8 protein-coding genes are annotated in these 12,616 nt (G+C 41.5%); 5 read left to right on the top strand and 3 right to left on the bottom strand.

The window, feature by feature from the left end:
* Positions 1 to 185: 185 nt before the first annotated feature.
* The 4 genes from H6G79_RS19355 to H6G79_RS19340 all read left to right on the top strand — a co-directional run bounded on the left by H6G79_RS19355 (position 186) and on the right by H6G79_RS19340 (position 8,861).
* Entirely contained in the window at positions 186 to 2,087 is a 1,902-nt protein-coding gene (locus H6G79_RS19355; RefSeq protein WP_242048454.1) for a cytochrome-c peroxidase, read from the top strand.
* Positions 2,088 to 2,734: 647 nt separating this feature from the next.
* A complete protein-coding gene (locus H6G79_RS19350; protein ID WP_190591506.1) occupies positions 2,735 to 5,653 on the top strand; it encodes a zinc-dependent metalloprotease in 2,919 nt (972 codons plus the stop codon).
* A 513-nt stretch (positions 5,654 to 6,166) separates the two neighbouring features.
* The gene (gntT, locus tag H6G79_RS19345; RefSeq protein WP_190591505.1) at positions 6,167 to 7,525 is read left to right on the top strand and encodes a guanitoxin biosynthesis MATE family efflux transporter GntT; all 1,359 of its coding nucleotides are present in this window, start codon (positions 6,167 to 6,169) and stop codon (positions 7,523 to 7,525) included.
* A gap of 73 nt (positions 7,526 to 7,598) precedes the next feature.
* The gene (locus H6G79_RS19340) at positions 7,599 to 8,861 is read left to right on the top strand and encodes a lipid-A-disaccharide synthase (protein WP_190591504.1); all 1,263 of its coding nucleotides are present in this window, start codon (positions 7,599 to 7,601) and stop codon (positions 8,859 to 8,861) included.
* Positions 8,862 to 9,026: 165 nt separating this feature from the next.
* Here the strand turns inward: H6G79_RS19340 and H6G79_RS19335 are convergent, their stop codons facing one another.
* Positions 9,027 to 9,989 (bottom strand): class I SAM-dependent methyltransferase, encoded by a 963-nt coding sequence (locus tag H6G79_RS19335; RefSeq protein WP_190591503.1) that lies wholly within the window; start codon positions 9,987 to 9,989, stop codon positions 9,027 to 9,029.
* A 262-nt stretch (positions 9,990 to 10,251) separates the two neighbouring features.
* Positions 10,252 to 10,635, bottom strand: coding sequence for a hypothetical protein (locus H6G79_RS19330; RefSeq protein WP_190591502.1), 384 nt, complete (start codon positions 10,633 to 10,635; stop codon positions 10,252 to 10,254).
* A 572-nt stretch (positions 10,636 to 11,207) separates the two neighbouring features.
* Here H6G79_RS19330 and H6G79_RS19325 point away from each other — a divergent pair.
* Positions 11,208 to 11,885 carry a M23 family metallopeptidase gene (locus tag H6G79_RS19325; protein ID WP_190591501.1) on the top strand — a complete coding sequence of 226 codons (678 nt, stop codon included), beginning with the start codon at positions 11,208 to 11,210 and terminating at the stop codon, positions 11,883 to 11,885.
* Positions 11,886 to 12,061: 176 nt separating this feature from the next.
* Here H6G79_RS19325 and H6G79_RS19320 read toward each other — a convergent pair whose 3' ends face one another.
* Positions 12,062 to 12,610, bottom strand: coding sequence for a DUF4126 domain-containing protein (locus tag H6G79_RS19320; protein ID WP_190591500.1), 549 nt, complete (start codon positions 12,608 to 12,610; stop codon positions 12,062 to 12,064).
* Positions 12,611 to 12,616: the final 6 nt, after the last annotated feature.

Below are 12,616 nucleotides of genomic sequence, written 5' to 3'. Positions count from 1 at the left end.
TTGTAGCAACAAAAAACATGGAAATTATTCCTTTGCTCATTTCGGTAATATTCATTACCAGCTTAATTCTGTACTTCTTACTTACTTCTCAGAGTAGATGGCAAAATAAAAAGAAAATTGAACTTTTGCCATCTCCACGAGTGAGATCGAGGTTTTATAAAGGGATGATCATTGCGGTGATCGCTATGTTCGCCATTATCGCCGGAAACACCGTCTCAGCACAAGTTGCACGACCCCTAGCTTCCCTCAAAACAGTCCAAGTTCCAGAACCTGACAACCTCACAGACTTTGTGAAAAATAAAGTCGCCGCCATCAAGTTAGGTAAAGCACTGTTTTGGGATATGCAAGTAGGTAGTGATGGCGTGACTGCATGTGCAAGTTGTCACTTCCATGCAGGTGCTGACAATAGATCCAAAAATCAGATTGCGCCTGGACTATTACGACTTAACACCGATCAAACAGAAAATCCAGATCCAGTATTTGATGTTGGTGGCGCACCCAACTATCAACTCCAGCCAGAAGATTTTCCGTTCCAGACGAATGATATCGTTTCTTCTCAAGGTGTCTTCAATAGCGAGTTTGTTGATGTGATACCTGGTAATGCCCAAGATCAAGTAAACCTCGTACCAGATCCCATATTTAACGTCGGAGGTACAAATGTGCGCCGCGTTGAACCGCGTAACACACCCACTGTAATTGATTCCGTATTTAACTTCCGCAACTTCTGGGACGGTAGAGCGCAGGAAATTTTCAACGGAGTTAACCAATTTGGCTTGAGAGACCCCAACGCTTATGTAGTGAAAGCCACTACTCCCAGTCATCTAGAATTTGTGAAAGTTAGCCTTAACCATGCCTCTTTAGCTTCCCAAGCCGTCGGCCCACCAATCAGTTCTTTTGAAATGTCAGCTAATGGCCGCACCTTTGAAGAAATTGGTGATAAGTTTGGGTCAGTTAATCAAAAAACTCACCGTTTTCGTAGAGGTAAGAAACTACCCAGAAAATTAGGGAAAAAGTTGCTTCCCTTAAGACCGTTAGGTAAACAGATAGTCCATCCCCAAGATAGTGTCTTAGGTCAAGATAGTCGCTCACCCCGAACTGGACTGCAAGCTTTTAGCTATCAACAACTAATTGCTCAAGCATTTAAACCTGAATGGTGGGCATCTAATCGGATGATCCAAGTCAATTCTGACGGTAGCCGAACTTTTGTCAATAAGCCAGACCGTTCCTTACAAACCAATGAGTACACACTCATGGAGTACAACTTCCCATTGTTTTTTGGACTGGCGATCCAACTGTACGAATCTACACTCATTGCTGACGATACACCACTTGACCGCTTTTTAGAAGGAAATACCAGTGCGTTAAGCGCCCAGCAGCAAAGCGGAAAACTCCTGTTTGAAGGTAAAGCTCAATGCACTATTTGTCATAATGGGGCAGAACTTACCAGGGCTTCCGTTAGTGCTGTAGAGCAACAACGTATTGGGATACTGACCATCCCCAACTTTCCCCGAATTATCTTTGACAATGGTTTCTTCAACATTGGTGTAAGACCAACACTCGAAGATGTTGGTGTTGGTAGTAAAGATCCCTTTGGTAATCCACTGTCAGAATCACGATTATCTTTGTTAGGGACTTTTACACAATTGTTGGGTTCGGAAGCGAATATTACTGTGACTAGCAGTGACTTAATACTTGCAGATGGTAGTTTCAAGACACCAGGACTCCGCAACATTGAACTTACCGCGCCTTACTTCCACAATGGTGGTTACTTGACTCTGCAACAACTTGTGGAATTTTACAATCGTGGCGGAGACTTTCGTCGGCAAAGCGCCCTCGCTCAGTTAAATCTCACAGAAGCAGAAAAAGCCGATTTAGTGGCATTTCTCCAAGCCCTGACTGATGAGCGAGTTCGCTATGATCAAGCTCCCTTCGACCACCCACAATTGTTCGTTCCCAATGGTCATCCGGGTGATTCAATCGCTGTCACCAACGATGGTACAGGTAAAGCTACAGATAGCTTCCTAGAAATTCCGGCTGTTGGTAAATTTGGTGGCAATGGTACACCTAACTTCTTAGCAAATCAGTAGATTAGCTAAGTAACGTTAACAGTTTATCTTTCTGTTACCCCTGTTTTTTTACAGGGGTTTTTTTGATAAAGCACAACAATTTTCATTCGTTTTTAATATAGCAGTAGCCAAGTTGGTTAGGACATGGATAAATAATCAAACTAAAGCCTTTAACCCTGTCACCTGTCACCCATCACCTGTCCCCTGCTATATTTACCAACCTACATCTTAAAAATTGATTAATTTTTGATTATTGAGTTTAATTTCCAGAGTCCCAAGATAGAAGTATAAAGTAGTATGTATAGCTTATTGACGAAAGTACTGAGTTAAAGCTAAATTTCAGGCAGTAAGAATTTATTTTTAGGTTTAAAAATTATTATTTATCAGGAAAATTATATTTTTGAAAATTATTCGCCAAAATTGTGTAATTTCTACCAGTATCTTGAATTTGCTGATGACACAATCATACTTACTATCGATTTGCTAAGGAATTGTTAGGAACAATACTCTACAACTAGATAATAATCCCAAAAAAACTGAAGCCAAAAGTCTGTTTGTAAATTTCAGACAACTGTATGTCTTTTTAGGTTGCTTTTACTGATGGCAGCCAAAAATTTCATTTGTAAAAATTAAAAATTAACTCGTAAATCTTATCAGGGCGGAGCTAAATGAATAAAGTAACTTTTTATGTAATTTTGCTGCACGGATTCTTGTTCGGGATAGCAACTGCTAATGCCGAATCGACCCGTAGTCACAAAGACACAAAAGCCGTACCTGTTAACCAGATTGCAGAAGTTACGCCTACCAAAAATAGTACAAATCCTACCTGGAAAAAACTACCGTCACCACAAGTTTGGGTGATTAATCAAGATAAAAAAGTCGAAAGTCAGCCATTTACTTGGGTAGTTAACAATCTTAAACAAGCAGACAAACAGCCATTTTTAGAAGTTGGGAAACCCAGCATTCAGCCAGAAAAAAAGCCGACTTCTCCAGCAAAACCAGCAACAAAGGATGATTTAGAAGCCTTTGACGAAGTAGTTAAAGATGCAGAAAAAAAAGAGGGACTTTTCACCATCTATCGCAGTGCCAAAAAGAATAAAATTTATCTGGAAATTAAACCAGAACAGTTAAATAATAATTTCTTAGCCACAGCCACACTTGAGTCGGGAATTGGGGAACGTGGTATTTACAGTGGTATACCTTTGCAAGATTTTTTGTTTTATTGGCAGAGGGTGGATGAAAAATTACACTTTGTGGTGCGTAATGTTAATTTTCGCACGCGGGAAGGAGATCCCCAAGCGCGATCGCTTGCCCGTTCGTTTAGCGATTCGACTCTTTACATGCTACCCATCAAAAGCATTCATCCCCAACGCAAAACTATCCTTGTTGACCTCAGTGATTTGCTACTTTCCGACTTAGCGGGATTATCTGCCAGTTTGGGTATAACCGTCACCACAGACCAATCTTACTTCGGTAATGCCAAAGCCTTTCCCAGCAACATCGAAATTGAGTCGGTATTAAATTTTTCTAGTGGTGCGACTAGCAGTCGAGATAATCAAAAGCTGAATTTCGCTTCCCTGGCTGATGACCGTGGCTTTACCTTGCGTGTCCACTACAGCCTCTCACAATTACCTAATAATAATTACCGCCCCCGTTTAGCAGATGAACGAGTTGGTTATTTCATCACCGCTTACCAAGATTTAACTAAAGATAGTGGCGATCCCTTTGTACGTTATATTAATCGCTGGAATTTAGAAAAAGCCGACCCCACAGCCGCGATTTCCCGTCCCAAAAAACCGATTGTTTTCTGGATTGATAATGCAGTTCCTTTAGAATACCGTGAGGCCATTAAAGAAGGCATCTTAATGTGGAATAAAGCCTTCCTCAAAGCCGGATTTAAAGATGCCATTGAAGCCAAACAAATGCCAGATAACGCCAATTGGGACCCGGCAGATATTCGCTACAACACTATTCGCTGGATAAACACCGTCGATGGTTATTTTGCAATGGGGCCATCCCGCGTTAACCCCCTCACCGGAGAAATTTTAGATGCAGATATTTTAGTTGATGCGAGTTTTGTGCGGGCATTAAAAAGTGAATATCGCAAAATTGTCCAACCGAACCAAAATCAAAATCGCACATCTTTATCAGCTTGGATGCAAAATCGCTTTCTTTGCGGTGGCGACAATTCCCAGCCCACAGGAAATGGCTTACTTCGCAATTTATCAAAACTCGCTGGGGAATATGATTTGTGTTATGGCATGGAAGCTGCGAATCAATTTGCCTTTGGTTCTTTGGCAATGACACTGTTAAAAGATGGTACACCCAGCCAAGAGCAACAAAAAGAATATATCAATCAATATTTACGGTTAATTATTGCCCACGAAGTTGGTCATACACTGGGTTTGCGCCATAACTTTCGCGGTAGTACCCTGCTACCACCCCAGGAGATGAACAATAAAGATGTCACCCACCGTAAAGGTTTAACATCTTCGGTAATGGATTACATTCCCCCGAATATTGCACCCCAAGGCACAAAGCAGGGCGATTATTTTCCCAGTGCGGTGGGGGTTTATGATGAATGGGCAATTAAATATGGTTATATCTCCACTAGGGCGAGTAATCCCATTGCCGAAAAACCATTGTTGCAGGAAATTGCCAACCAATCCTCTCAACCAGAGTTGAGTTATTCCACAGACGAAGATGTTTATGACCTCGACCCCACAGCCGATGCTTGGGACAATAGTAACAATGTGATGGTTTATGCCCAATGGCAGTTAGACAATTCGCGGGTGATGTGGGAACGTCTCAACCGGGGTTATCCGACGGCTGGGGAAAGCTACAGCGATGTCAGCGAACGCTTTAGTACAGTGTTGGGCAATTATTTTCAACAAATTTATTATGTGAGTAAATATATTGGCGGACAATCTTTTTACCGCATCAAAGGTGCTGATGTAGACTCTAGTAAACTGAGTGGACAAAATCGTTTACCATTTCAACCAGTCCCCGTAGAAGAACAACGGCAAGCTTTAAAAACACTGCAAAAGTATGTGTTTGCCGAAGATGCCTTAAAATTTTCCCCAGATTTATTGAATAAATTAGCACCTTCTCGGTGGCGGCACTGGGGCAGTTATCCCCGCATCGGACGGTTAGATTATCCAATTCATGAGTTGGTTTTATTCTTGCAGAGTGCAGTTTTGCGCGATTTACTTTCAAGCGATCGCCTCTACCGTCTCAAGGATTTGGAACTCAAAGCCCAATCAGGGCAAGCACTGACATTGCCTGAGTTATTTGACACACTCCAGTCAGGAATTTGGACAGAAGTCATCACACCGAAAAAACCAGCTTTGCAAATCTCCAGTATGCGACGAGGTTTGCAGAGAGAATACTTGGATATTTTAATTAGTATGGTGTTGCGGAAAGATAATGTCCCCGAAGATGCGCGGACTTTAGCTTGGTACAAACTCAAGCAATTAGATGAAAAACTCGCTCAAGTAAGTTCCCAAGATGAATATAGCAAAGCTCATATTCTTGAAACACGCGATCGCATTACCAAAGCCTTGAATGCACCACTGCAAGGAAATTAAACAAAGGCTTGTGTAAAAAGGTTAGTTGTTCAGATGGGTGTAAGGGGATAAGGGTGTCTGACAGGTGTAGGTTTTTTACGTTATGCCCCAAAAACCTTGATTTAGGGTGTAGGGGTGTAAGGGTGTGAGGGGGGTGGAACTCTGATTAAATCGTGATTTTTAGAGTCGCTACTCATCACTCTGTTAAAAACCTACACTTGTGAGGATAAGGGTGTAGGGTGTAAGTCCCGAATTTCTCACGTATGGGTAGGGGGTGTGGGGAGTGTGGGGAGAGAGGGGGGAGAGGGAAGTGTGGGGGGAAAGATTCTTCACCATCCTCCCACACCTCCCACACCTCCCACACCCCTGGATTTCTCTCTTGTGAGAAATCCAGGTAAGTAAGCAAAACCCTTACACCCCCATACCCTTGCACCCTTTATAAATGCTCATTTTTTCACCAGAAACGATATGATATGTCATTTCTCCATGAAATAGTACAGACTGGAAGATAAATTCCAGTACAGACAACAATCTATGACAATTGCGGTCTCAACTAAGTACAACTTCCTGCCTCGCTTTTACAAACTGGCCAGCATTAGTATGCTATCTAACATGATGGTTCCCTTAGCTGGTTTGGTGGATATTGCCTTTTTGGGACACTTGGCAGATATCCGTCACTTGGCGGGAGTTATTTTAGCCACAATTATTTTTGACTACCTTTACCGGGTGTTGAAATTTCTACGTTCTAGTGTCAATGCGCTGACTGCACAAGCTGTTGGACTCGATGACCACAAAGCCGTACTCTTGGCAGGGATACGCAGTGGCTTGATAGCCTTGGGAATTGGCTTATTAATTCTGTTGTTACAATACCCCTTACAAAAAATTGGCTTTACGATTCTGAGCGGTTCCCCAGAAATTGAAATTGCTGGGGCTGATTATTTCCAAGCCAGAATTTGGGGAGCGCCAGCCGTCTTGCTGAATTTTGTCTTTATTGGCTGGTTTATGGGACAAGAAAAGAACAGCGTTGTCCTCGCCATGTCGATAATTGGTAATGGCTCGAATGTGGTGTTGGACTATTTGATGATTTCGCTTTGGGGTTGGGAAAGTATGGGGGCTGGACTAGCCACAGCCATTAGTCAATATCTAGCATTATTAACTGGCATTATCTATGCCTGCTTTACTATTCCCTGGCAAACATTACCCGCCGCTTTCCAAGAAGTATTTGATTGGGTGGCTCTCAAAGATACGGTGGCGCTGAAAAGTAATATTCTCATCCGCTTTGTCGTGCTGATTTCCACTTATGCCATCTTCACCAACTTGAGTGCAGCAATGGGAACGGAAATCTTAGCCGAGAACGGTTTGCTATTACAAATTGCTTTATTAAGTCAGTTCACAGTCCAAGGTGTGGGAATGACAACTCAAACCCTGACTGGTAACTTTTATAGCAAAGGTGCCAAAGAACAAATGACAGCATTACTGACTGTTTCTGTATTGACCAGTTTAGTGATTGCTTTGGGTTTTGCTGTTGTTTCAGTGCTGTTTCCCGATACAGTATTTGGGCTATTAACTAATCACGCCGAAGTCAACAAACATATCAGTACTTATACAATTTGGTTACTGCCATTGTTGGGATTGACCGCCATTGCCTTTATGTTAGAAGGTTATTTCATTGGTTTAAAAGAAGGTGCAACCTTACGTAATGCAGTTTTAATTGCTTTTAGCTGTGGCTTTGTGCCTGTAGCGATCGCAGCTTGGTATATTCACAATAACTCCTTACTGTGGATGTCGCTGGTAGCTTATATGGCAATTAATCTCACAGTCTTAGCAGTCCAAATACCCCGGACACTTGGTAGCCCAACACTCGAAAATCAACAACCCCTACCATCTAGTTAGTTGAAGTAGAGAATTGCACTCACACATACCACTAATATTTTTTCCTTTTGCCTTTGGACTTTTGCCATAAATCATGACTCCAGTAGATATTCTCATTCTTTCTAATGGCCCTGGAGAAGTCACAACCTGGGTGCGTCCAGTTGTCAAAGCATTACGCCAACAACTAGGAGATGACCGTTCTTTAGTCAGAATTTCTGTAGTCTTATCACCTTGTCCTAATGCTAGTGGTAAAGAAGCAGCGATCGCACTATCCTACCCAGAAGTTGATCGAGTTCAGGGAGTAGAACATTTTTGGCAATTTTTACTCTGGGGAAAAACCTCTGACAATTGGGAATGGAGAACTCGCGGCGTTGTCGTTTTCCTCGGTGGGGATCAAATTTTCCCGGTAATCATTGGCAAAAAACTCAAATATCGCACCGTAGTCTACGCCGAATGGGAAGCCCGTTGGCATAATTTAATCGACCGCTTCGGTGTAATGAAATCACAAGTCGCCCAAAAAGTCTCCCCCAAATACGCCCATAAATTCACAGTCGTCGGCGACTTAATGCTAGAAGCCCAAAACTCCCTAATTCCCACTCCCCACTCTCCACTCTCCACTCCCCACTCCCTCATTATCGGTATTCTCCCCGGTTCAAAAGCTGCAAAACTCACCCAAGGAGTCCCCTTGATGTTAGCTATTGCTGAATACATCCACACCAAACAGCCCCAGACCAAGTTTATTCTTCCGGTTGCACCAACTTTAGATTTACAAACCTTAGCCAGCTTTGCCGATCCTCAAAAAAATTCTTTTGTGGAAACTTTTAAATTTTCTGGCGGTTCTTTAATAATTCCAGAACAAAATTATGAGTATCCACTACTAAAAACCAACCAAGGATTAAACGTTGAATTACACCAAGAAAATCCCGCATACAGCATCTTGTCCCAATGTAGTATCTGCTTAACTACAGTCGGCGCAAACACAGCCGAACTTGGTTCTTTAGGTGTACCAATGATTGTTTTATTGCCGACTCAACAGCTTGATGCTATGCGTTCTTGGGATGGTTTACCAGGTTTATTAGCAAATTTGCCAGGAGTAGGGACAACATTTGCCAAATTAATTAACTGGCTATTTTTAAGACGCAAGGGTTTATTAGCCTGGCCAAATATCTGGGCGCAGTCAGAAATAGTTCCAGAATTAGTAGGGAAACTCCAAGCACAAGAAGTTGGCGAAATGGTCTTAGAATTGTTAACTCATCCCGACAAGTTACAGGAGATGCGTAACAAACTAAGACAAGTTCGCGGCGAAAGTGGCGCAGCCGAAAAAATCGCTCAAATTGTCTGTGAGGAAATTGAATGAAGAATTCAAAAGCCAGAATTCAGGAGTCACACAATTTTGGATTTTAGAGATGTTATTAGAACCCGCGCAGGAGGTCACTGAGCTTGTCGAAGTGCGGGTTGAGTTTGTATAGCCCCAGAATTCAGTCTGAGGGCTATGTGCTGAAATTAGATGCACTCTTATGATTTAACTAGGAAAAATTTTTCTTCGAGAAAGTGTTTGTTTCAATATTTTTGGTAGCCAGAAAAGATAATCATATATTTGTTGAGCTTGACTGTACAAAGAAAATAATTTTGTTTCACTCAATAAAGTATATGGTTGAATTATTTGTAACAAAATTGAAAATTTATCTGTTGTTTTAGTTTGAGCTACACCACTAACATTATAAGATTGCAAATGTGGTGGTAAGCGCCAATTAATTGTATTATCTGGCTGGTGCATTACAGGCTCAACATTTCCCCGCCATGCAACTCCCATAATTTGCATAGTTTGATAAACCATTGTCTGCCAACCTTTAGCTTTTAAATAGTCTAATCCTTTGCCGACATCAGGAGCAGTCAAATCATGAAATAAAATGAGAGCATCTGCTTCAGCAAATTGTTCACAAATGATTGCATCATCAAGTGGTGCTGGCGCTTCGTGATGACCATCAATAAATATTAATGACCATTTTCGTTGTAATTTATTAGCTGTTTCTGCTACTGTTTGCGGGCTATATCCGGGGATGAGATTCACAGATTCTTTCACACCTGCTTGCTTGAGTGAATCTGTCACACTTTCATAAAATAATTGTTCAGATAACATCGGATCAATGACATCTAGTTCTACTCCACCTAAAGCTAAATGACAAGCTGACCAACCCATCCAACAGCCTATTTCTAAAGCCTTTTTACCTTGAAATTTTAAAGCGGTGTTGTAGAGAATATGCGCTTCATCGCGGCTGACAAATCCCACATCAGACCGACGCTGATCAACATACCAGTTATGAGGAATATCTCGTCGTAAATATAGCCAGGAAGAATCATATTTATTTCCTAAAACCATGTTAGGGAAACATAAATCTGGCTGAACAGTCTCCAGCCCTGGTGATACATAATCTCCCTGGGGAAATGAAATAGATTTCATATCGTTGACCGTTATTTTGTTCATTTAGTATTCTCATCTCATATTTGAATTTATCCAGCTTTTACTGCTTTTAGTCGAGAATAATTTTCTCAACAAGCATAGTTAAGAGACAAAATTAGGCTGCGATCGCACAATTGCCAATTCTGTCTTCAAGCCGGATAAGTGACATAGATAAACTTCCTGAGATTCCCATCAAAGTCAGAATTCTCAAGCACCAATTGAAAATACCAAATTTCCCAAATTAACGGTTCGATTTTTAAGCTTGACTAAAGAAATGAGCTAAAAATTAATCTGACTGGCCATCCCGTCGCCCTAGTTCATAAATCCCAGAACCAATACAAGCCAGTATCCCCATACTAATTGCCCAACTGCGACCTAAGCTGAGTTCTACACCCCAGTTAAATAAAGCACCTATCCCCAAAAACGGCACAATGCTAAATAATGAGGCGTAAAAAGCGTTTTGGGATTCTCTGGCTTTACGAGTCTTTTCAAATTCTGTCTGGCTAGTGTATAGCGATCGCTCGGCAAAATTAAACCAACGGTTCAACTGCTCAATTACCCATTCACTACAGGGGAAAAAACCTAAGTACAATGCTAAAGACCACAGACTAGCGCCAGCGATCGCAACGGTATCAATTTCAAACGAGAAAGGCAATATATCAGTCAACATGGCTTGGGTGCGTCCTGCGAATGGTCATCTTGGCCTTTTTTCAAGCTCCATCGACCTATTCAGCAATTTTAAGCATAAATGCTTGCACTATTTCAACTATCTAGGGCAGAAAGTCCCCGTTCACAACACAGGGGAAACACTCAGCCTCTATCTACCTTGTCTCCCGTGTCTCCCGTGTCTCTCTAAAATTCCTGATTCTTGGGCATTACTTAAGTATATACATAAGTATGGCTAGATTTGCCATAAATCTAAACTGCCATTTTTGATGATACTGCAACTAAGCGCATATTGTAAAAATTATATTTATCAATTAAAAAATCTGCAAAATGATAAATTCCAACTATTTTTTTAATCGCAAACTCTGATAACATAAACAGTGCAATTCAAGAGCTAACATCTTGAATATCCCAGCAATGTTAGAAAAATAATTATACAAAATTATGTTATCGCATGAATAGATAGTATAAAAAAATCCAATTTAAAAATTGAATTTCCTTGTAATAACTAAAGGCTGGAAATAGCTAAACTTTCAAAAAAATATAGATAATACTGTGATAATAAGGAATCAAATAATGGGTCAAAGACCAAATCAATTATTGCTTTCTGGAGCAACATTATTAGTATTGGGTTTGAGCGTTGTTGGTGTTAGCACTTTAGGCTCAAATGTCGAAACAGTTACAGCCAGAGAAGTGCAACCAAGAACAGCCGCCAGAAACAATGGTTGGTTAGCTGCTTCTTTCCCTGTAGAAAACTTTCAAGCATACACATCACCCTTTGGTTATCGCCGTTCTGCGACTGGTGGGGCGAATTGGGAATTTCACGGAGGCTTAGATATAGCCGCGCCACAGGGTAGTTATATTCGGAATTGGTGGGTAGGTAAAGTAGTTAAAGTAGGCGATCGCACCGCTTGTGGGACTCACATCGTTATAAAATCTGGTGAGTGGGAACATACCTACTGTCATCTAGAAGGCCATGTCGAAACTGCTGATGGTCGTCGCTATTTAATAGATAGGGCTGGCGGAATTTTAATTTGGGAAGGTCAAGTCATTCCCACCGGAGTCAGAATTGGTCGTGTAGGGATGACAGGACGCACTACGGGGCCGCACCTCCACTGGGGCTTGAAATATGCCAATAACTATGTAGACCCTGCATTGGTGCTAAGAGAAATGTTTACTCAGCAACAAATTGCCAGCAGAGAATCAAGAATTGTCATTCAAGAGTCCAAAAATCAGCGCGACTCTGGTTATTAAAAGACTTTTGAGAATTGGTGATGCGATCGCTCTGGCTGTATCAGTGTAAGGTAAAAAGTGGCTCCGTACATCTGAAGAGTGGAAAAATCAAAGCGACATCTTAAAAGATGTCGGGTATCTGAAGTTTGGTATAGCACTCATATTATTGGGGATTATGACATTGAAAGTCTACGTCATTAATAAATATCGTTCTTTTGATAACGCCAGTCGTACCATTGTTTAGCACTACGCACCGCAAACCACAACAGTACTAAAGCAATTATTCCCCCTTGCCACGGTGCATCAAAGGCAAACAAAACTAAGGCAATGCAGAGAGTATCTTGCAGAAAAGCCGCCCACAAAGGTAAGCCACGTAGGCGATAAAACCAACCAATCTGCACCAGTTGTAATACTAAAGCTAATAATCCACCCGTTAAAGCAATCAACCAGTCGGGTGTATCTGTAGCCGAAGCAACGGCTAAACCCATAATTGCCCCCACTATTGGAGATAACAATAGTTCAACTACCTGTATTACTCTTTGTCCCAGCAATTTTTTGCTGCCAAAAAATTCCAGTAATGACCAACTGGTAATTAAGCACAACAAAATCTTGGGGGAAATGTGAGATAAAATCGGTGTCTGCGACCACAAGTTGCTGCCCTGCAACAGTCCGATAATTAATAGAGGTATGCCTATTCTTAATCCTGCTGCCGCAGAAGCAGAAAGCATGGCAAGTATTTCAACCATGAGGGC

The sequence above is a fragment of the Anabaena sp. FACHB-83 genome (assembly GCF_014697485.1).
Lineage (GTDB): Bacteria > Cyanobacteriota > Cyanobacteriia > Cyanobacteriales > Nostocaceae > Nostoc_B.
The sequence above is the reverse complement of the archived record's forward strand: the minus strand, read 5'-3'. Positions and strand labels throughout refer to the sequence as shown.

Bases quoted from the DNA above. Each gene is read 5' to 3' on its own strand.
- gntT (WP_190591505.1), top strand. From the start codon at position 6,167: ATGACAATTGCGGTCTCAACTAAGTACAACTTCCTGCCTCGCTTTTAC.
- H6G79_RS19340 (WP_190591504.1), top strand. From the start codon at position 7,599: ATGACTCCAGTAGATATTCTCATTCTTTCTAATGGCCCTGGAGAAGTC.
- H6G79_RS19320 (WP_190591500.1), bottom strand. From the start codon at position 12,610: ATGGTTGAAATACTTGCCATGCTTTCTGCTTCTGCGGCAGCAGGATTA.
- H6G79_RS19330 (WP_190591502.1), bottom strand. From the start codon at position 10,635: ATGTTGACTGATATATTGCCTTTCTCGTTTGAAATTGATACCGTTGCG.
- H6G79_RS19335 (WP_190591503.1), bottom strand. From the start codon at position 9,989: ATGAACAAAATAACGGTCAACGATATGAAATCTATTTCATTTCCCCAG.
- H6G79_RS19350 (WP_190591506.1), top strand. From the start codon at position 2,735: ATGAATAAAGTAACTTTTTATGTAATTTTGCTGCACGGATTCTTGTTC.
- H6G79_RS19325 (WP_190591501.1), top strand. From the start codon at position 11,208: ATGGGTCAAAGACCAAATCAATTATTGCTTTCTGGAGCAACATTATTA.
- H6G79_RS19355 (WP_242048454.1), top strand. From the start codon at position 186: ATGTTCGCCATTATCGCCGGAAACACCGTCTCAGCACAAGTTGCACGA.